Below are 21,097 nucleotides of genomic sequence, written 5' to 3'. Positions count from 1 at the left end.
TTAAAAAGTCCGACCGAGAGAGAACTGGAAAATTTCGGTCTCGTCAATTTTTTCGTCATTCAGTGCCCGGCCTAAGCTGAAGGTCAGCGGGCCGAAACCTGTGATCCATGTAACACCAAAGCCAGCAGAGTATCGCAGCTCATCGACACTGGGAGACGAACAGTTGACCTGAGTAGAGCTACAGCTAGTACTGAATACATTACCCGCATCAAGGAACAGACCACTGCGAACAGAGCGCTGATCCTTCACGAACGGCAACGGGAACAACAACTCAATACTGCCTTCCATCAGCACATTACCGCCAAATGGATCGGCTTCATCGCCCAGCGAGGCCGCCGTATCTACCACTAACTTCCCGGTTGCCGGGTCTAGGACGTAGGCGGCTTGCGCTGACAGCGCCGTCGCGTTGCCGTTACTGTCGATCGCTGTTGCCGCCTGCGAAATACGATAGATATCGGCTGGTGAGCTGCGCGGCCCAAGTGTATTACTCCGGTATCCCCTGACTGAGCTGAAGCCACCTGCATAAAAGTGCTCATAGAAAGGCAATTTATCCAGGTTACCGTAGCCGTCACCGTATCCGAGCTCAGTCTTAAAGCGCAGTGTAAAGCTATTGCTGAGCGGCACGTACAGCTGGCCATTGTAGGTCAGTCGGTAGTACTCGAGGTCTGACCCCGGAATTGACGCTTCCAGCGACACAGACTGAGAGGCACCGCGCGTTGCCAACAGGCCCCGGTTCAATGTCGACTGGCGCCACGAAATCCCCGCGGTAAAGTTGCCAAACTCATCGCCGTATTCATCCAAGAAACCCGGCTCGTCACTTTCTGTTAAAGCGCCTGCAGGCAGGTTGGCAATATCCTCGAGTACTTCAGCAACCGTGTAACGACCAGTACTGGGGTCGCGCGTGCTCACAAAGTAGTTATCCACGGCATCGAAAATACGAGGGCTGGTTTTAATCTCCTTCACCGCGCGGACGCCGGCTTCGATGGAAGTTAAGTTATAACCCAGCTCAAACCCTAAGCGCTCAGTTTCAGATATCGGGTAGCCAAAGTTAACGCTGGTGCCGTAAGTGTCGGTGGTATAACTGGCAACGTTGACCTCTTCGAAGTCGGTGGCGCGGTAGAACACCGAGAAACCGCGACTAACACCATCTTCAGTAAAGTATGGGTCGAGATAATTAAAGCTGGCACTGGTCAGGAAGTCACTGCGTGACACACCAAAGCCCACTTGTTTGCCGGTACCCAGAAAGTTGTTCTGCTGGATATTCGCGCTGAGCAACAGACCGCTGTCTTGCGAGAAACCAACACTGGCACCCAAACTGCCGGAGCTCTGTTCTTCAACCGAGTAGGTCAAGTCGATCAGGTCGTCACTACCCGGTACTTCAAGCGTATCGACTTTCGCCCCCTTAAAGTAGCCCAGGCGCTCCAAGCGAATACGCGACAATTCAATTTTGTCTGCCGATGCGGGGGCCGCTTCCATCTGGCGCATTTCTCGGCGCAGCACTTCGTCGGCGGTGCGTTCATTGCCCTCGAAACTGATCCGTCGAACGTAAGTGCGCTTACCCGGATCGATAAAGAACTTCAGGGCGACGGTACCGGCGTCTTCATCGACTTCAGGAATACCGCGTACCTTTGCGAAGTTATAGCCCTCGTTACCCAAGCGTTTGACGAGAAACTCTTCAGTGCTGGTAACCAGGGCCTGCGAGAACACCTGGCCTTCCCGCACTAAAATAAAGCGTTTGAGGTCATCCTCGGGAATGACCAAATCACCCGATAGCTCAGCGCCGCTCACGGTATACTTATCACCCTCTGTGACGTTGACGGTGATGTACACCGACTTACGGTCAGGGCTGATCGAGACTTGGATTGAGTCGGTGTTAAAGCGCAGATACCCGCGGTCAAGATAGTAGGAGTTGAGCGTTTCCAGGTCGCCTTTCAACTTTTCCCGCGCGTACTTGTCGCTGCTGCTGAAGAAGGAGAAGAAGCCACTGGGCTTTAACTCAAATTCGTCGAGCAGGGTTTCATCATCGTAAACACTGTTGCCGACAATATTGATGTGCTTGATCGACGCGGTACTGCCTTCATCTATATTGATCGAGATCGACACCCGGTTGCGCGGTTCGGCGACCACATCGGTTTCAATACTGGCATCGTAACGACCCTGAGATACGTACTGGCGGGTCAATTCCATTCGCATATTTTCAAGCGTTGCCCGCTTGAATACCTGACCCTCGGCCAGACCGGCCCCTTTCAAACCGTCTAACAGGGCATCGGTTGCCAGGGCTTTGTTACCTTCGATATTAATTTTGCTGATAGCGGGGCGCTCTGTTACCCGAACAACCAGAACGTCTTTGTCCACACCGATCTGGATATCATCGAAATTGCCGGTAGCAAACAGCGCACGGGAAGACTGGGCAACAGCTTGCTGGGTGATCAGGTCACCGACATTGAGCGGCAACGCAGAGAACACCGTTTCGGCCGCAATACGTTGCAAACCCTCAACACGGATATCGTTGATGCGCGTTTGCGCAGACACAAGCGGACTCGCCAAACAAAAAAACAATGCGTACAGGAAAAAGCGTTTCATCAAAAACCAGCAACCACGGCTAGGGCTCTTCACCAAAACAAGGGTGCAAGAGCACTGGGTAAAATATATCGCTAAACCCTAAAATCAGAGGCGCAATACGTCGTTATATAAAGCAAAAAACATGACACACACCACCAACGCCAAACCCAATTGGTTAGCCCATGCCTGCACTTGTTCCGTTACCGGGCGACCGATAATGCCCTCAATCGCGGCATAGACAATATGTCCGCCATCAAGGATCGGAATTGGCAGCAAGTTCAATACCGCCAAACTGATACTCAGCAAACCCAGAAAACTCAGCCACGAAAAAAAGCCGTACTGAGCGGAAGAGCCGGCCACTTTAGCAATCGTTATCGGGCCACTCAAGTTTTTCGGCGACAACAAGCCGGTGATCATTTTTTTTATCGATTCCAGCGTAAACACACTCATGCGCCACGTCTTTTCGCCGGCAGCAACCAGGGCGGCCACGGGGCCGTAATCCACCTCTCGGAGCATGCTCTCGGGCCATTGCGGAGGCTTAACCCCTACCCCAGCAAAACCGACAGCCATGCCGTTGTCTTCAAGCTTTCTCTGCGGCGTCATCACAAGATCTAGCAAGCGGTTTTCGCGCTTAACCCGCAGAGACAGCGCCTTATCGGGGCTGGCGCGAACAATTTGCACCCAATCCTGCCAGGTCGACACCGCTTTTCCGTCGGATTCAACGATGATATCGCCTTCCTGCAAACCCGCTTGCTGTGCGGCTCCGCCGGCGACCAGCTCACCAATTTCAGGCACTAATTCAGGCACAAACAGTGTCACGCCCAACTCGTCCAGAGGGCGCGGCTCTTCCAGGCCTTGCATCCACTTGTTGATCTGAACGCGGTTTTCGTAGCGCAGACTCGAGCCCGCAGTTTTCACGCTGATACTGAGTTCGCCACTCTCGCCAATGCGCTCCAGCAACTGCATTTGCAGCGTTTCCCACGTAGGGGTCTCCACGCCATCAACAGCAACAATTTCCTGACCTTCAATGAGACCAGCCTGCTCAGCCAGTGAACCGGGGGCAACGCGATCAATGACCGGCGCAACGCCGCTAACGCCATTGAGAAAAACCAGCCAGTATACAAATATGGCCAGTACGAAATTCGCTAAGGGGCCGGCAGCGGCAATCGCGATGCGCTTCATCGGCGTTGCCCGGTTAAAGGCCATGTGGCGCTGGTCTTCAGGAACCTCGCCCTCGCGCTCGTCCAGCATTTTTACATAGCCACCCAGCGGTATTCCCGCTACGGCGTACTCAGTGCCCAACTTGTCACGCCAACTAAGCAGCGGCTTGCCAAAGCCCACAGAAAAACGCAGCACTTTGACACCACAGCGGCGTGCCACCCAGAAATGACCGAACTCATGAATTGACACCAGAATACCCAGTGTCAGTACCGTGATGAATATCGTTTGCAGGAGTCCCAGCACGGCCAGCTACCTCAAAATCCAAATTCGCGAACGAGAGACCGCGCGCGCTCACGCGCCTGAAGGTCCGCAGCTTGGACATCGCCCAGTGTCAGCGGTTCAACATTTTCAACGTCAGCCATCACGCGCTCCAGCAGTGTCGGTATTGCGGTGAACGGCAATTGCTCTGCCAAAAACGCCTCAACAGCAATTTCATTCGCTGCATTCAAACTGGCGCTGGCACTGCCACCAAGCTCTGCGGCCTCTCTTGCCAGGCGCAAACAGGGGAAACGCTGCTCATCCGGGGCCTCAAAATCCAGCCGCGCCTGCACAATTAAATCCAGAGAGGCAACGCCGGATTCCATGCGCTTAGGCCAAGCCAGGGCATGGGCGATCGGCGTGCGCATATCGGGCTGGCCCATTTGCGCCAGCACGGAACCATCGACATATTCGACCATCGAGTGAATAACGCTTTGCGGATGAACCACCACGTCGATGCGCTCCGGGGGGCAGTGGAACAACCAGCACGCCTCGATAAGCTCGAGCCCTTTGTTCATCATGGTGGCGGAGTCGACGGAGATCTTTCGCCCCATAGACCAATTAGGGTGGGCGCAGGCCTCATCGGGCGTCACCGACGCCAAGCTCTCCACCGAGCGCTGCCGGAAGGGCCCGCCGGAGCCGGTCAGCAAAATGCGTCGCACCCCCTGCGCATCGAGCCCTTGGCGATGCACGCCGGGCATACACTGAAAGATGGCATTGTGCTCACTGTCGATAGGCAACAGCGTCGAACCGCTGCGCTCGACCGCATCCATAAACAACTGGCCCGCCATAACCAATGACTCTTTATTGGCCAGCAGAACTTTAGCCCCCGCCTCAACGGCCGACAATGTAGGCAGCAAACCGGCCGCCCCCACTATCGCCGCCATCACCGTGTCAGCTTCAGCGGCGACCTTACACAGCCCCGCCTCGCCGGCAAGCACCTCGCATTCACTGCCCGCTCGGCGCAACTGCGTCGCCAGCTGCTCAGCGCTAGACTCATCGCGCAGCACAACATAGCGAGGCTGGTGAGCCAACGTTTGCTGTAGGATTGCCTCTACGCTGCTATTTGCAGTGATGGCATACAGCTCGAAGGTGTCGCGATGACGCGACAGCACATCCAAGGTACTGACGCCGATAGAGCCGGTAGACCCCAATACCGTCACGCGCTCCATTACTGCCAGCCCACCGACATTAGCCCCAGGGCAAACACCGGCGATGCAGCGGTTAAACTGTCAACGCGATCCATTACGCCGCCGTGACCCGGCAACAACTGGCTACTATCTTTAATGCCGCGATGCCGCTTAACCATGCTTTCTAACAGGTCGCCCAGCACCGAAGCCAATGAAGTGATTGCCGCCAACACCAACATGGCCGGCAAGCTTACGGGCATACCGCCTGGCCAGAAGTACCAGAGCGCAGCCATGAAAGACACGCTACACGCCAAGCCGCCCCAGAACCCGGCCCAGGATTTACCCGGACTGACCGCCGGCGCCAATTTCGCCTTGCCAAAACGGCGGCCAAAGAAATAGGCACCAATGTCTGCGATGGCAACCAAGGCCACCAGCATTAACAACAACCAGGCCCCATTGGGAAGATTGCGCAGATAGCTCAACGCCAGCCACGTAGGCAGCAGTACCGCCACCCCCATAACGATGCGAACCGGCCGAGAACCCCACAAGCCAGCGCTCACCGGATAGCCTTTAACCCAAAGCAACGCGACCGCCCACCACACACAAGCCGCGACAAACAACTCCTGCAACGCTGCCGCCGACCAGGAGGCAACATCGCCCAACAGCGCGTACACACTGGCAATAAGAGCACCTATGACCAAGACATAGGCCAGCCTAGCCACCTGAGGCCGCAGGTCACTGAGGTCAGCCCATTCCCAAGCGGCCACCAGCACAATGCCAGCGAACAGTAACGATAGTTGACCCGCCGACAGATAGGCCATGGCAGCAAGTAGCGCAGCCACTATCACGACGGCGGTAATAATCCGCTGCTTAAGCATAAGAGGGTAATCTCCGGTGTCTATTCGCCGTTATCATTATCATTATCGCGGCCCCCGAAGCGGCGCTCACGGCTGGCATAGGCGTCTAGCGCCCGATGCAATTCCGTTTCATCAAAATCTGGCCACAAGCAATCGCAAAAATAAAACTCGCTGTAGGCAAGCTGCCAAAGCATAAAATTACTAATGCGCTGTTCACCGGCGGTGCGTATGCACAAATCCGGTTTGGGCAGATCAGCCAGGGCCGTGTGTTGATCAAACAAAGTAATATCGATGTCGTCAACGCGCAACTGCCCGTCTTCAACTTTCTGAGCAAGCTCGCGTGCGGCGCTGACAATATCCCACTGACCGCCGTAATCCACAGCGATCACTAGAGTCGTTTCAGTGTTAAAGCGCGTGAGCTGCTCGCTGTAGTCCATCTGCTTGCGCAAGCCAGCGGAGAAACGTCCCCGCTCACCGATGAAGCGCATTCGCACACCATCTTCGTGGAGCTTTTTGGTCTCGCTATCCAGATAACTGCCAAACAGCCGCATCAAAGCCTGGACTTCCATGCTTGGACGCTGCCAATTTTCGCTGGAAAACGCGAACAGCGTAATCACCTTTACGCCGCGCTCGCGGCTGCACTTAAGCAGCCCGCGAATCACTTCCACACCGGCGCGATGTCCACCTGCTGCTTTGAGTCCGCGCTTTTTCGCCCAGCGGTTATTGCCATCCATAATGATGGCGACATGCCGAGGCGCCGCGGAAGGTTCTGAGCCACGATGGGCCATATCAACTGCCATGAAAACTGCTTCTTAGTCGATCAAATTTCCATTAGATCGCTTTCTTTCGCCGCGAGTGCTTTATCAACCTCTGCGACGTATTTATCAGTGATTTTTTGCACGTCATCCTGAGCGCGACGTTCTTCGTCTTCACTGATCTCTTTCTCTTTCAGCAGCTCTTTGATATCCGCCAGCACGTCGCGACGCGCATTGCGCACCGAAACCCGCGCGCGCTCGGCCTCTTGACGAGCCTGCTTGATATAGCCCTTACGAGTCTCTTCCGTCAGGGCGGGCATTGGAATACGAATAACCGCACCGGCGGTGCTGGGGTTCAAGCCGAGGTCCGACTTCATGATGGCCTTCTCAACATCGGGCACCACGTTCTTTTCCCAGGGCGTAACCGTAAGCGTTCGGGCATCTTCAACACCGATATTTGCCAGCTGAGAAAGCGGCGTTTCAGCACCGTAGTAAGAGACGCGAATATTGTCCAACAGACTTGGGTGGGCGCGCCCCGTGCGAATTTTATTAAAATTGCCACCTAGCGCTTCAATGGCCTTTGCCATGCGCTCTTCGGCATCTTGCTTGAGTTCGTCTATCACTTTATCTCTCCTCAATTGGCACCGCGGCACTAGCCCGCTGATACCAAAGTTCCCTCGTTGCCACCAACCACAATATTTAACAGCGCACCCTGCTGCTCCATGGCGAAGACGCGCAGCGGCATCTCGTGGTCGCGACACAGACAAATCGCCGTGAGATCCATGACCTCTAACTTCTTGTCCAATACCTCATCGTAACTCAAATGGTCGTATTTCTTAGCATCGGGATCAATCATTGGGTCAGCGCTGTACACGCCATCCACTTTGGTGGCTTTAAGCACCAAGTCTGCATCGACCTCAATGCCCCGCAGGCACGCTGCAGAATCGGTCGTGAAAAAGGGGTTACCTGTACCCGCGGCAAAAATCACCACCTCGCCGCGACTCAGCGCGCGAATGGCCTTGCGGCGATCATAGTGATCAACCACGCCGCTCATCGGGATCGCCGACATCACTGACGACTTGATATTACTGCGCTCGAGCGCGTCGCGCATGGCAAGTGCATTCATTAAGGTGGCCAGCATACCCATGTGATCGCCGGTTACACGATCCAGGCCTGCCGTTTGTAGTGCTGCACCACGGAATAGATTGCCGCCACCGACAACCAGGCCAACTTGTACACCAATACCGACGAGCTGCCCCACTTCCAGTGCCATGCGATCGAGCACCTTGGGGTCAATGCCAAAACCGAGCTGCCCCATCAGGGCCTCACCACTCAGCTTAAGAAGAATGCGCTTATATTTTTTGTCCCGACTTTGAGTGGACATATTTCACCCCTGCAAATCAACTTACCGCACACACTTTAATCATCGCATAGAAAAACGGGGCCTTGAGGCCCCGCTTCCGCGACTCAGCCCTTGAGCTGTGCAGCCACTTCGGCTGCGAAGTCGACTTCTTCTTTTTCGATGCCCTCACCCACTTCGAAACGAATGTAGGTTTGAATATCGGCACCGGCATTCTTCAGCAACTTGCCCACTGTCTGCTCAGGGTCTTTAACAAAAGCCTGATCAACCAGAGCATTCTCCGACAGGAACTTGCGGATACGACCTTCAATCATCTTCTCGATGATCTCAGCTGGCTTGCCACTCTCCTGCGCTTGCGCAGTGAAGATTTCACGCTCTTTGGCAACTTCTTCTTCAGGCATATCGCTTTGCTTGGCAACACGGGGGTTTACTGCAGCCACGTGCATGGCAACGTCGCGCGCCAATTCAGCATCACCACCTTTCAGGGCCACCAACACGGCAATGCGGTTGTTAGAGTGAACATAGCTGTCCACAACACCTGCTTCAGCGCTGAGCACCTGGATGCGGCGAACCGAGATGTTTTCACCAATTTTTTGTACCAGCGCTTCACGAGCAACTTCCAGCTCACCCGCCATCAGCGCAGCCACGTCGTCCTGCTTTTCAGCAAAGGCTTTGTTAGCAACCAAGTCAACAAAGCTCAAGAAGCCTTCATCGCGAGCCACAAAGTCGGTCTCACTGTTCACTTCCACAACCACGGCATAGCTACCGTCTTCGGCTACTTTGGTTGCAACAACACCGTCAGCAGCGGTACGACCGGCCTTCTTAGCCGCCTTCATACCACTTGACTTACGCAGCTCTTCAATCGCCAGTTCGATGTCACCATTGGCTTCATTAAGTGCTTTTTTGCACTCCATCATGCCAAGACCAGTGCGCTCGCGAAGCTCTTTAACCATTGCTGCTGAAACAGCCATCTTAAAATCCTCTTGTTTGGGCTTGATTTCGGCCCACCCTGCGGGCCTGCTCAATAAATATCCAAAAAAAGGGGGCCTTGCCCCCTTTTACGCGATTACACAGGCCAATTACTCGGCCGCTGCGTCGCCTTCTTCCTGCGCTACTTCAACAAATTCGTCGGCAGCAACTGCGGCGTTAGCGCCAGCATTGATGATCACATCAGCTACAGCAGTAACGTAAAGTTTGATCGCACGGATCGCATCATCGTTACCGGGGATTACGTAATCAACGCCATCGGGGTTGCTGTTCGTATCCACGATGCCAAATACCGGAATACCCAGCTTGTTAGCTTCTTGGATAGCGATGCGCTCGTGGTCAACGTCGATAACAAACAGCGCATCAGGCAGGCCTGACATTTCTTTGATACCACCGATGGAGCGCTCAAGCTTCTCCATGTCGCGGTGACGCATCAGGGCTTCTTTCTTGGTCAGCTTGTCAAAAGTACCGTCCTGAGCCTGAGTTTCCAGCTCACGCAGACGACGAACAGACTGACGGATAGTTTTGTAGTTTGTCAGCATACCGCCCAACCAGCGGTGGCTCACATAGGGCATACCGGCACGGCTAGCTTGCTCGGCAATAATTTTACCGGCAGCGCGCTTCGTTCCAACAAACAGCACCTTGTTTTTGTTCGCGCCCAGCTTAGCCAGCGCGTCCAAGGCATTGTTCATCGCAGGAACAGTGTGCTCGAGGTTGATGATATGAATTTTGTTGCGGGCACCGAAGATGAAGGGTGCCATTTTGGGGTTCCAGTAACGCGTCTGGTGACCGAAGTGAACGCCGGCTTGCAGCATTTCACGCATGCTTACATGAGACATGATTTTTCCTTGATTTTCATCGGGTTAGGAACTTGCATCCGCCCCGCAACCCAACCACAGCCATGCTGCAGCACCCGGGATTACGTGTCGACGAATGCGCGTCGTTTATGCCCTTTCAGCAGAGGGCCTGCTTTCGGGGCGCGTATTTATACCACAAGCCCCCAGCGACATAAAGCAGAAATCACGCTATCCCAGGCAATGACGCGGCTGAGCAATCGCGTCTGCTGCGGCGATAGTCTACAATGCGCTGTTTTCAGTTTAACGACTATCCGGGCAGATCACCCCACTATGAATGTAACTATCAAAACCCCTGAGGAAATCGCCGCCATGCGCGTGGCAGGACGCTTGGCCGCCGAAGTGCTGGACATGATCGCCGAGCACGTTCGCCCCGGCGTTACCACCGCTGAACTCGATAAGATCTGCCACGACTATATCGTCGATGTACAACAAGCCATTCCGGCGCCGCTTAATTACAACGGTTTCCCGAAATCCATCTGTACCTCGGTAAACGAGGTCATTTGCCACGGCATCCCCTCGGACAAAAAGGTGTTGAAGGACGGAGACCTGCTCAATATCGATGTCACTGTTATAAAAGATGGCTGGCACGGCGACACCAACCGCATGTACTACGTTGGCAATGTGCCCGAACATGCAAAACGCTTGTGCGTCGTGACCCAGGAATGCCTGTATAAAGCCATTGCATTGGTTAAACCGGGCGCGCGCCTGAGCGATATCGGCACAGTGATCGCCAAACATGCACGGAGTAACCACTACAGCGTGGTGGAAGAGTATTGCGGCCACGGCATCGGCAGAGGCTTCCACGAAGACCCTCAGGTTCTCCACTATGGCGAGGGCTACAACCGCGGCAATGATCTGGTATTAAAAGAAGGCATGACCTTCACCATCGAGCCCATGATCAATGCCGGTAAGAAACACACCAAGCTCAACCTGAAAGACGGCTGGACCGTTACCACCAAAGATCGCCGACTCTCGGCGCAGTGGGAACACACCATGGCGGTCACCGCCGATGGCGTGGAAGTTCTCACTGCCCGCCCCGACGAGCCCTTCTATAAAGGTTAATTTCTATGAGCAGCACGCTTCTGAATGCAGAGGCCCTGCAGGATGCCACGGCCCAGTCCGATAATTTAATCGCGACCTATAAACAGTACCTCAGCGAGCTCCAGGATGAGCTCCGAGAACGCTTTGACGCCGACGAGGCTGTACATACGCTGGTAAAATTGCGCTCAGAGAAAATCGACATTCTGCTGCGCAACCTCTGGTCGCAGTATCAATGGGGGGACGACATCTCCCTCATTGCCGTTGGAGGCTATGGGCGCGGCGAGCTGCACCCCTGCTCGGATATCGACCTGCTGATTCTCAGCCGCGACGATCAACACAACTACCGCGAAAATATCGAAGGCTTTATCACCCACCTTTGGGATATCAACCTGGAGATCGGCCACAGCGTGCGCAGCATCGACGAATGCCGCCAAGCCGCCATTGACGACATCACGGTGGTTACCAACCTAATGGAGTCGCGCCCGCTTGAGGGCAATGCCACCCTGCACGAGCTGCTGATGAACGAAGTCGGCCCTGACCAAATCTGGCCCAGCGCCGAGTTTTTCCGGGCAAAGTGGGACGAACAAATCAGTCGCCACCGCAAATACGCCAATACCGAATACAACCTCGAACCCAATATTAAAAGCTCTCCCGGTGGCCTGCGCGACATTCAAATGATCGGCTGGGTGATCAAACGCCACTTTGGCGCCCAATCCATCGACGAGCTGCGCGAAAAACTCTTTTTAAGTCAGGAAGAACTCGACACGCTAAAAGACGGCCAGAACTACCTCTGGCGCCTGCGCTTCGCCCTTCATTTAATCACTGGTCGTGAAGAAGACCGCCTGCTGTTTGATCACCAGCGAACCCTGGCCGCCCGTTTCGGCTACGAAGACGACGACAGCAAACTCGCCGTAGAGCGCTTCATGCAACAGTACTACCGCTGGGCGCAGCACCTCGGTGAGCTCAACGACGTACTGATGCAGCACTTCGACGAAACCATTCTGCGCGCCTGCGAGGCGGAGACCGTACTTGAGCTCAACCCGCGCTTTCGCATTCGCAACGGCCATATCGAAGTTAGCAACGAAAAAGTGTTTGAAAAAACGCCCTCCGCGCTGATGGAAATTTTTGTGTTAATGGCCCATCACGACGCTATCGACGGCGTGCGTGCCAGCACCATTCGACTGATCCGCAAATCGCGTCACTTAATCGACGACGAGTTTCGCGCCGACCCGCGCAATAAGCGATTTTTCATGGAGTTATTGCGCGCCCCGCAGCGCGTCGCACTCAACCTCCGTCGAATGAAGCGATTTGGCGTACTCGGAAAATTCATCCCGGCATTTGGCAAAATCACCGGCCAAATGCAGCACGACCTTTTCCATATCTACTCGGTCGATGCCCACACCCTGGAACTCATCAAGAACCTCAGCCGCTTCCGCTACCCGGACATGGTGAAGGTCTACCCGATGGCCTGCCGCATCATGCAGCGTCTGCCCAAGCCTGAATTACTATTCCTCGCCGGGCTCTTCCACGACATTGCCAAAGGGCGCGGCGGCGACCACTCCACCCTAGGCGCGGTGGATGCGCGCGAGTTTTGCCAATACCTCGGTTTAAACCGGCGCGACACCAACCTCGTTGCCTGGCTGGTGGAGAAACACCTTGAGATGTCCTCGGTGTCACAGCGCAAAGACATCCAGGATCCCGATGTGATCCGCGATTTCGCCCTGGAAATGGGTGACCAGCAGCACCTGGACTACCTTTTCTGCTTAACCATTGCCGATATCAATGCGACCAACCCGACGCTGTGGACGTCCTGGCGCGCCTCACTAATGCGCCAGCTCTATGCAGAAACGCGCCGCGCCCTGAGGCGCGGTCTGGAAAATCCCATCGATAAGCAGGAGTGGATTGCAGAGACCCAGCTTGGCGCTATCGAAAAGCTCGAAGACTACGGCTTTACCGAAGAAGAAATTCGCGAGCTGTGGAAAAGCACGGGTGAAGACTATTTTATCCGCGAGCAAGTCGACGACATTGTTTGGCACTGCCGTGCTATCGCTCAGCGCACCTCGCCCGAGGACTCACTGGTATTAGTGAAGGAAGGCGGGCTGCTGGACCACGAAGGCGCAACGCAGATCTTTGTGCACGCACCGTCGCGTAAAGGCACATTCGCGGTACTGGCTGGCGCGATGGAACAACTTGACCTCAGCATACAAGATGCGCGAATCTACAATACCGGGACCAACTACACGCTGGATACCTTTTACGTACTCGGTGTGGATGGCGAACCCATTGGCGACAACCCCGAACGCATCCGCGAAATCACCGAGTTTCTGACGCAACAACTTGAGAAACCCGACGACTCCCCTGACCTCAGCAGTCGCCGCATGCCCCGGCAAATGCGCCTATTCTCCACCCCGACGCGCACCAGTATGGCCACCGACCTCAATAAAGGTCACACCATGCTTGAAGTTATTACCCCAGACCGGCCAGGCCTATTGGCGAGGCTGGCGCTGATCTTCAATGACTACGGCGTGTACCTGCAAAATGCCAAAATCGCCACCCTTGGTGAGCGCGTTGAAGACGTGTTCTTTGTCACCGACGAACACAACCGCCCGATCAATGACCCCCAACTGTGTGAACAAATTCAACACGCGATTTGTTCCGAGCTGGATGAAAAAGCGAGTAAATCAGCCTAATGAATCCGCGCCTACAAACGCTACAGGCCTACCCCTTCGAAAAACTGCGTGCCTTGTTAGGCACCAGCAGCAGTGACTTGCCGCCGATTCCGCTATCCATTGGCGAACCCCGTCACCCTGCACCGTGCTTTGTTGCCGACACCTTGGCCAATGAGCTGGGCCGACTCAGCAACTACCCCACAACCAAGGGAATAGCCGAGTTGCGCCAAAGTATTGCGCACTGGGCCGAGCGCCGCTTTGGCCTGAAGACTTTAGATCCTGAAACGCAGGTACTGCCGGTCAATGGCACCCGCGAGGCCCTGTTTGCCTTTGCCCAAGCCGTCGTCAACCCCAGCGATGACGCCCTGGTATGCAGCCCTAACCCCTTCTACCAGATCTATGAAGGCGCGGCGCTATTAGCCGGTGCACAACCCCACTTTCTCGCCTGTAACGCCGGCAATGGTTTTATTCCTGACTACGACGCCGTGCCCGAGGAAGTTTGGCAGCGCTGCCAGTTGTTGTACCTATGCTCCCCGGGCAACCCTAGCGGCGCCGTCACCAGCGTCGCCACGTTACAAAAGCTGATCCGACTGGCTGATAAGTACGACTTCATCCTGGCCAGCGATGAATGCTACTCCGAACTGTATTTTGACGAGCAGCACGCTCCCGCAGGCCTTTTGCAAGCCTGTGCAGAAATGGGGCGCGATAACTACGAGCGCTGCGTCGTGTTTCACAGCCTGTCGAAACGCTCAAACCTGCCCGGTCTGCGTTCAGGCTTCGTCGCGGGGGATGCGAAGGTGCTGGCCGACTTCCTGCTGTATCGCACCTACCACGGCTGCGCCATGCCCATTCAACACCAACTTGCCAGCGTCGCTGCCTGGAACGACGAGGCCCATGTAAAAGAAAACCGCGACCTCTATCGCGAGAAATTCGCTCGGGTTTTAGAGGAACTGGGCGGCTGCTTAGACGTACAACAGCCCGAAGCCTCGTTCTACCTGTGGGCAAAAACGCCCATCGCCGACACGGAATTTGCTAAACAGCTGTTTGATCAACAGCATGTCACCGTATTGCCCGGCTCTTACCTTTCGCGAGAGGTGAATGGCAGTAACCCCGGCAGTGGTTATGTGCGCATGGCGCTGGTCGCCGAGCTTGAAAACTGTGTCGAGGCCGCCCAGCGTATTCGCCGCTATGTGGAGACGCTCAACGCATGAACGCAGGCGAACCAGGGCGTAACTTACTGAAGGCTGAGCGCGTCGACTTTATTCTGCGCCGCCTCGACGAGCTCTACCCCACCCAGCCAATCCCGCTGGATCACAAAGACCCTTACACCCTGCTGGTGGCGGTACTGCTATCGGCCCAATGTACCGATGAGCGCGTCAACCAAGTGACCCCGGCACTGTTTGCGCTCGCCGACAATCCGGCGGATATGGCCCAGCAAAGTGTCGACGATATTCGCGAGATCATCCGCCCCTGTGGCCTGTCTCCGCAGAAGTCGAAAGCCATCAAGCGGCTCTCGGAAATTTTGCTTGCCGACTACAATGGCCAGGTGCCAGAAGACATGGAAGCACTGGAGACCCTGCCCGGAGTCGGCCACAAAACCGCAAGCGTCGTCATGTCGCAGGCCTTCGGCGTACCCGCTTTTCCAGTCGATACCCATATTCATCGCTTGGCGCAACGCTGGGGGCTGACGAATGGCAAAAGCGTTGCCCAAACCGAGAAAGACCTGAAAAGACTGTTCCCCAAAGACCGCTGGAATGCTCTGCACCTGCAAATCATCTACTACGGCCGCGAATTTTGCAGCGCGCGTGGCTGCGACGGCACCGTCTGTGAGATATGCACCACCTGCTATCCCCAGCGAAAACACCCCAAGAAAACCCGCAAGGCATAAACACACCGATGGCGCGTCCGCCGAGCGTGGCCGCGCCGTGAACCCAGCGCGGCTTTTTGCTATGATGCCGAGCCTTTTCAGAACACAGCATTGGCCATGACAACGACTTTATACGGAATTAAAAACTGCGACACGGTGCGCAAGGCACGCCACTGGCTGGATGATCACAATGTCGACTATCAGTTCCACGACGTCCGCGAACAGGCCCTTGCCGCCGAGCAACTGCACAGCTGGCTGCAAGAGCTGGGCGACAGCCTGATCAATAAGCGCAGCACCACGTGGAAACAGCTAAATGATGAACAGCGCCGCGCAATTGATGACGACGCCTCGGCAGTGCAACTGCTGCAACAGCACCCAACATTAATGAAACGCCCACTGCTCGACACCGGCAGCGCGCGTCAGCTTGGCTTTAAAGCCGAGCACTACGAACGTTTATTTACCCACCACACGCTTTAAGCCTGTAAGAGAGAACCTTCATGAGTAACGCACTATTTAGCCTGGGCCTGGGTCTAGGCAGCCAAAACAGCAAAGGCGAATGGCTGGATGTCTTCTACCCCCAGCCATTGCTACAACCCGCTGAAGCCTTATGCGCGGCGATCGCCCCCATTGTTGAGTACAAAGGCGGCAATGCGGCAATTACTGTAAACAGCGAGCAAATGAGCCGCGTCGCTGAAGCACTGAAGGCCGCCGGCGACAGCGCCCAGGCCGATATCGCCGCACAGCTGGCAACCGCCAAACAGGCGCTGGTTGTTACCTTGCTGGCTGACGACGCTGCCCCCAGCTCGGTACCCGAGGGTTACTTGAAGCTGCACCTGCTCTCTCATCGCCTGGCCAAGCCGCACTCTCTGGACCTAAGCGGCCTGTTTGGCGTTCTGCCCAATGTTGCCTGGACCAACCAAGGCGCTATCGACCTTCGCGAGCTGCCCCAGCGCCAATTAGAAGCCCGCTTGAACGGTGAATTGCTTGAGGTCATGTCCGTCGACAAATTCCCCAAAATGACGAACTACGTTATGCCCTCCGGTGTTCGTATTGCCCACACCGCGCGCGTACGCCTTGGCGCCTATCTCGGCGAGGGCACCACCATCATGCACGAAGGCTTTGTTAACTTTAATGCCGGTACAGAAGGTCCCGGTATGATTGAAGGGCGCATCTCAGCCGGGGTGATGATTGGTTCTGGTTCCGACTTGGGCGGTGGCTGTTCAACCATGGGCACCTTGTCCGGCGGCAACAATATTATTATTTCCATCGGCAAAGAGTGCCTGATCGGCGCCAATGCTGGCGTGGGTATTCCACTGGGCGACCGCTGCACAGTAGAGGCCGGCCTCTACATCACCGCTGGATCGGTCGTCACCATGATCGATGAAAAAGGTGAGCACGCAGGCACTGCCAAGGCCCGCGACCTGGCTGGCCAATCGGACCTGTTGTTCCGCCGCAACTCCAAAAATGGCGCCATTGAGGTGCTGACAAACAAGTCAGCAATCGCCCTCAATGACATGCTGCACGCCCACAACTAAGCCTGGGTAAACAGCCGCTTGAGAACGCCGCCCCTTTGGGCGGCGTTTTTGTATTGGTGAACTCTGCGTCGACAAACTACTCTATTATTCAGTGGCCGGGCATTGCCGGGCCTAAAAATAACGGGGGCTAACATGGAGTTACAGATCACCGGTTTTTTCGGCTTGTTAATTTTTATCGCCGACATCTGGGCCATTCTAAACATCGTTCAAAGTCGCAACAGCTCTGCAAATAAACTGTTGTGGATCGTGCTTATTCTACTGCTACCCCTTCTCGGGCTAATCATCTGGTGGCTATTCGGGCCGCGAGAGCCGGCAAAGTAACACTGTGCCATGCCCATAATCGCTGATATAAATTGGCCGCTGATCGGCCACCACTTAACGCAGCTGGCTATCGCCTACCTACTCGCTATTCCCATCGGCTGGAACCGCGAAGTTGAGTCGCGCGGCGTCGGCTTGAGAACGTTCCCACTGGTGGCCATTGCGTGCTGCGCCTACCTACTTATCGGCCGAGACATCTTAAGTGGCTCGGAATCTCACGCGCGTTTAATGTATGGTTTGATGAGTGGCATTGGTTTTATCGGTGGCGGCGCCATTCTTAAGCAAGGTGGTGCCGTTAGTGGCACCGCGACAGCTGCGGCGATCTGGGCAACCGGCGCCATTGGCACTGCGGTGGCTTGGCAGCGCTATGAAATAGCGATCGTGGTAAGCCTGATGACCTTTTTAACCCTTCGCGCTCTGCGCCCCCTCAAACACTGGGCAAATACAGACTCAGAAAATGCATAACACACAATCTTCGAAACACAGCGACTGGGCCCTGCGCCTGCTGGCGGTCTTAGCGGTACTTTATACGCTTAGGCTTGCGCGTGACGTCATGTTGCCAATTACACTGGCGCTCATCTTCGCCCTGTTGTTGGCACCTGCCGTGAGTCGCTTGCAGAGCTGGCGGCTGCCCCGCAGCGCAGCCGCGCTACTGATTCTATCGGCCTGCACCGGCAGTATCGGCGCGGGCTTCTATGCCCTGGCATCGCCAGCCAGCGAGTGGTTACAGCGCGCCCCCGAAGCGGCAGAGGTGATCCGCGACCACCTGCGCGAGGTCAATAGTGAGCGCAGCAATGTCGATGCCGCCACCGCGAGCATAGACAGTTTGGCAGAGGAATTCTCCGGCCCCGCTAACCCCAAGATAAACAAGGTGGTTATCGCGGATACCGGCTGGCGTGGCGAGATTTGGGAGGTCGCTCGCAACTTCGGTGTCTACGGTACGCTCAGCATCATCCTGCTATTTTTCTTGCTCAGCTCAGGCGACGCCCTAATGCAGCGGTTTATTAATAGCCTGCCCAACAAGCAAGATAAGGCCGCAGCCACCCAACTCGCTCGCCATGCCCAGGAGCAAATGTCGCGCTACCTACTGACTATTACCTTGGTCAACGTTGGTGTCGGGGTAATCACCACCGTATGTCTGTGGTTATTGGACTTCCCCGACCCCGCGCTGTGGGGCGCCGTTGCCGCGCTGCTGCGCTACATCCCCTATCTCGGGGTGAGCATTACGGTCATGCTGTTGACTATCGTCAGTGCCGTCAGTTTTCACACACCGGCTCTGGTACTTGTCGCACCGCTTGGCTATGCCTTGTTCACCGCCCTGGTGGGGCAGTTTGTTGACCCCTTTATTCACGGTATGCGCTTCAGCCTGAACCCGATTATTGTTTTCCTGTGGATCTTTTTTTGGGGCTGGCTGTGGGGTGCGCCAGGTGTCCTACTGGCCGTCCCCCTGCTCACCTTGTTCCAAGTGGTCTGCAAGCACGTAGACTCACTCAAGCCTATCGCCAACATTATCGGAGACGCGAATGACATCAAAACCCAATGACTACCGCGCCAGTCTGTGGCCATTGCCCCCCGCTCGCAATGCAGAAGGGGGTAGCGAGCGCCGGCTAGGTGTGGAAATTGAGTTTACCGGAATGGAAATGGATGCCATCGCAGAGACTATCGTCGACTGCTTTGGCGGCCGCATCGAACGTCAGTCCGACTACGAATACCAAGTGACTGACACGCCTTTCGGCACCTTCGGGGTCGAGCTCGATTCGGCTTATATTAAAAAGCTTGGACGAGACAGGGAACAGGCCGGTGCCGGCAATGACTTCGAGGAACTGACAGAGTCGATAGTCGGGCTCGTTGCCAAACAGTTGGTGCCCTTTGAGATCGTCGCCCCGCCTATCGCGCTGAGCGAGCTTTGGCAGTTGGAAGATCTATTCCTTCGCTTGCGCCTCGCTGGCGCCAAGGGCACCGAAGCGTCAGCCAAAAACGCCTTTGGCTTGCACTTAAACCCTGAAATGCCCGATTGCGAAGCCTCGACGGTACTCAACTATTTTCGCGCCTTTATCTGTTTATACGACTGGCTCAAGCAGCGCAGCAGGGTCGATTTAAGCCGGCGCCTGACCAGCTATATTGACCCATTTAAGCGCGATTATATGCGCAAGGTGCTCGCAACAGATTACCAACCCAGCGCGGATGAACTCATCGAGGATTACATCCACTTCAATCCAACTCGCAACCGCGCACTGGACATGCTGCCGCTGTTTGCTCATATGAACGAAACGTTACTGCGCCAACATATCGACGACCCTCGGGTGAAAGCGCGCCCCACCCTGCATTACCGTTTGCCGAATAGCCTGATCGACGACCCAAATTGGGGCTTGACCCACCCCTGGCGCGATTGGCTGCAAGTCGACACGCTGGCCTGTGACGAGGCGCGCTTGCAAGCGATGTGTCAGGCCTACCGAGAGCACCTGGAAAGCACGACCAGCAGTCTATTCAGCGACTGGACACAGCATGTAGATAGCAGATTGATCCCCGAACTCTTGTAAATTCATAAAGGACGACAGTTATCAGCAAAATGCGCTCGAGTGACTCACACCCTGTTATCGCGGTTACCGGCGAGGACAGACGATTCCCCGTGTCATGGTGGTTTATTCGCTGGGCACTTCGCCGAGCGGGCGCCGAGGCCATTCACCTCACCCCTGAGCACGGCGACGTGCCGCGTCATATCGACGGTATTATCATCAGTGGCGGCGACGATATCGACCAGGGCCTGTATCTGCCGGATGCCCCCGAAGTCGCGCCAATGAATCCTCGCCGAGACCGCTTTGAGATCGGCGCGCTGGAGCGGCTACTGCCAAGCGGTCTGCCAATCTTGGGGATCTGTCGGGGCGCGCAACTGCTCAACGTTGTATTGGGCGGCAGCTTGCACGTCGACTTAACGCCCTTGCGAAAACGCACCAGCAACCGGCGCATGCTGCTGCCCCATAAAACGCTCCACGTCGATACCGACACACAACTTTTCGACGTGCTGGGCGAGGAGCAATGCAGAATTAATAGCCTGCACCACCAGGCCGTTGATCGGCTGGGCGAAGGCATGCGCGTCAGCGGTCGCGACCTTGATAACATCACCCAAGCCATTGAAGACCCGCAACAACCGTTTCGGCTAGGGGTACAATGGCACCCCGAATATCTGCCTCAGCACGCGCGCCAGCGCCGTTTATTTGCGCAACTTTGCCAGGCTGCTACGCAATGATCAGCGCGTATTTACTCCTGTTTGCCGCCGCCTTTGGCGCAGCCACACTGCTGCCGTTTTACTCGGAAGTGCTGTTGATCACCCAGCTCGAAGCCGGGCTACTGCCCTTTTGGCTGTGGCTTGCAGCCAGTAGCGGCAATACCCTCGGCGCGGGGGTCAACTGGTGGATGGGCGGCAAGCTCAGCCACTATGCTGATCGACGCTGGTTTCCCGCACGCAAAAAAGACCTGGAACGCGCGCAGGGCTGGTTTGCCCGCTACGGCAAATGGACGTTGTTGATGTCCTGGCTGCCAATCGGCGGTGATGCGCTGACCGTGGTCGGCGGCATTATGCGCGTGCCCGCACTGAGCTTTTTTACCTTGGTCGCCATTGGTAAAAGCCTGCGCTACGCATTGCTCATACTCGGGTACAATGCCGCGGTGTAAACAACAGA

21 protein-coding genes are annotated in these 21,097 nt (G+C 55.7%); 12 read left to right on the top strand and 9 right to left on the bottom strand.

Translation table 11 applies throughout. From position 1 onward, the window contains the following. The 9 genes from bamA to rpsB form a co-directional block, all read right to left on the bottom strand. Positions 1-2,583, bottom strand: a complete 2,583-nt coding sequence (gene bamA / locus H573_RS0106830; protein ID WP_027873615.1) for an outer membrane protein assembly factor BamA — start codon at positions 2,581-2,583, stop codon at positions 1-3. 84 nt (positions 2,584-2,667) lie between these two features. Then, complete coding sequence (gene rseP / locus H573_RS0106825; RefSeq protein ID WP_084497962.1) at positions 2,668-4,026, bottom strand: sigma E protease regulator RseP; 1,359 nt, start codon at positions 4,024-4,026, stop codon at positions 2,668-2,670. A gap of 11 nt (positions 4,027-4,037) precedes the next feature. Next, complete coding sequence (gene ispC, locus H573_RS0106820) at positions 4,038-5,213, bottom strand: 1-deoxy-D-xylulose-5-phosphate reductoisomerase (protein ID WP_205618911.1); 1,176 nt, start codon at positions 5,211-5,213, stop codon at positions 4,038-4,040. Next, on the bottom strand, positions 5,213-6,049 hold the full coding sequence (locus H573_RS0106815) for a phosphatidate cytidylyltransferase (protein WP_027873612.1): 837 nt from the start codon (positions 6,047-6,049) through the stop codon (positions 5,213-5,215). The genes ispC and H573_RS0106815 overlap by 1 nt, the downstream gene beginning before the upstream one ends. A 20-nt stretch (positions 6,050-6,069) precedes the next feature. Beyond that, positions 6,070-6,828, bottom strand: coding sequence for a polyprenyl diphosphate synthase (gene uppS / locus H573_RS0106810; protein WP_051171072.1), 759 nt, complete (start codon positions 6,826-6,828; stop codon positions 6,070-6,072). Positions 6,829-6,848: 20 nt separating this feature from the next. Continuing rightward, positions 6,849-7,370: a ribosome recycling factor gene (gene frr, locus H573_RS0106805; RefSeq protein WP_422730524.1), complete on the bottom strand. Its 522-nt coding sequence runs from the start codon at positions 7,368-7,370 to the stop codon at positions 6,849-6,851. Positions 7,371-7,435: 65 nt separating this feature from the next. Next, positions 7,436-8,167 (bottom strand): UMP kinase, encoded by a 732-nt coding sequence (gene pyrH, locus H573_RS0106800; RefSeq protein ID WP_027873609.1) that lies wholly within the window; start codon positions 8,165-8,167, stop codon positions 7,436-7,438. 83 nt (positions 8,168-8,250) lie between these two features. Continuing rightward, positions 8,251-9,114 (bottom strand): translation elongation factor Ts, encoded by an 864-nt coding sequence (gene tsf, locus H573_RS0106795; protein ID WP_027873608.1) that lies wholly within the window; start codon positions 9,112-9,114, stop codon positions 8,251-8,253. 108 nt (positions 9,115-9,222) lie between these two features. Next, on the bottom strand, positions 9,223-9,969 hold the full coding sequence (gene rpsB, locus H573_RS0106790) for a 30S ribosomal protein S2 (RefSeq protein ID WP_027873607.1): 747 nt from the start codon (positions 9,967-9,969) through the stop codon (positions 9,223-9,225). A 288-nt stretch (positions 9,970-10,257) separates the two neighbouring features. On the opposite strand from rpsB, the gene map reads away from it, so the two are divergent. The 12 genes from map to H573_RS0106730 all read left to right on the top strand — a co-directional run bounded on the left by map (position 10,258) and on the right by H573_RS0106730 (position 21,089). Then, positions 10,258-11,049, top strand: coding sequence for a type I methionyl aminopeptidase (gene map / locus H573_RS0106785; RefSeq protein ID WP_027873606.1), 792 nt, complete (start codon positions 10,258-10,260; stop codon positions 11,047-11,049). A gap of 5 nt (positions 11,050-11,054) precedes the next feature. After that, entirely contained in the window at positions 11,055-13,718 is a 2,664-nt protein-coding gene (locus H573_RS0106780; protein WP_027873605.1) for a [protein-PII] uridylyltransferase, read from the top strand. Then, positions 13,718-14,908 carry a succinyldiaminopimelate transaminase gene (gene dapC, locus H573_RS0106775; protein ID WP_027873604.1) on the top strand — a complete coding sequence of 397 codons (1,191 nt, stop codon included), beginning with the start codon at positions 13,718-13,720 and terminating at the stop codon, positions 14,906-14,908. The genes H573_RS0106780 and dapC overlap by 1 nt, the downstream gene beginning before the upstream one ends. Continuing rightward, positions 14,905-15,585 (top strand): endonuclease III, encoded by a 681-nt coding sequence (gene nth / locus H573_RS0106770; protein ID WP_027873603.1) that lies wholly within the window; start codon positions 14,905-14,907, stop codon positions 15,583-15,585. The genes dapC and nth overlap by 4 nt, the downstream gene beginning before the upstream one ends. 96 nt (positions 15,586-15,681) lie before the next feature. After that, positions 15,682-16,041, top strand: coding sequence for an ArsC family reductase (locus H573_RS0106765; RefSeq protein WP_027873602.1), 360 nt, complete (start codon positions 15,682-15,684; stop codon positions 16,039-16,041). 20 nt (positions 16,042-16,061) lie between these two features. After that, positions 16,062-17,099 carry a 2,3,4,5-tetrahydropyridine-2,6-dicarboxylate N-succinyltransferase gene (gene dapD / locus H573_RS0106760; RefSeq protein WP_027873601.1) on the top strand — a complete coding sequence of 346 codons (1,038 nt, stop codon included), beginning with the start codon at positions 16,062-16,064 and terminating at the stop codon, positions 17,097-17,099. Between the two features lie 132 nt (positions 17,100-17,231). Beyond that, positions 17,232-17,420 (top strand): PLDc N-terminal domain-containing protein, encoded by a 189-nt coding sequence (locus H573_RS0106755; RefSeq protein ID WP_027873600.1) that lies wholly within the window; start codon positions 17,232-17,234, stop codon positions 17,418-17,420. 9 nt (positions 17,421-17,429) lie between these two features. Continuing rightward, positions 17,430-17,882 (top strand): MgtC/SapB family protein, encoded by a 453-nt coding sequence (locus tag H573_RS0106750; protein ID WP_036255990.1) that lies wholly within the window; start codon positions 17,430-17,432, stop codon positions 17,880-17,882. Further along, positions 17,875-18,960, top strand: a complete 1,086-nt coding sequence (locus tag H573_RS17330; protein WP_051171071.1) for an AI-2E family transporter — start codon at positions 17,875-17,877, stop codon at positions 18,958-18,960. The genes H573_RS0106750 and H573_RS17330 overlap by 8 nt, the downstream gene beginning before the upstream one ends. After that, positions 18,941-19,957, top strand: a complete 1,017-nt coding sequence (locus H573_RS0106740) for an amidoligase family protein (RefSeq protein ID WP_051171070.1) — start codon at positions 18,941-18,943, stop codon at positions 19,955-19,957. The genes H573_RS17330 and H573_RS0106740 overlap by 20 nt, the downstream gene beginning before the upstream one ends. Before the next feature lie 29 nt (positions 19,958-19,986). Continuing rightward, positions 19,987-20,664 carry a gamma-glutamyl-gamma-aminobutyrate hydrolase family protein gene (locus H573_RS0106735; RefSeq protein ID WP_027873597.1) on the top strand — a complete coding sequence of 226 codons (678 nt, stop codon included), beginning with the start codon at positions 19,987-19,989 and terminating at the stop codon, positions 20,662-20,664. Then, the gene (locus tag H573_RS0106730) at positions 20,661-21,089 is read left to right on the top strand and encodes a YqaA family protein (RefSeq protein ID WP_027873596.1); all 429 of its coding nucleotides are present in this window, start codon (positions 20,661-20,663) and stop codon (positions 21,087-21,089) included. Before H573_RS0106735 ends, H573_RS0106730 begins: the two co-directional genes overlap by 4 nt. Positions 21,090-21,097 lie beyond the last annotated feature (8 nt).

The sequence above is a fragment of the Neomelitea salexigens DSM 19753 genome (assembly GCF_000422345.1).
Taxonomy (GTDB): domain Bacteria; phylum Pseudomonadota; class Gammaproteobacteria; order Pseudomonadales; family Spongiibacteraceae; genus Spongiibacter; species Spongiibacter marinus_A.
This window is presented reverse-complemented; position numbering and strand designations above follow the sequence as displayed.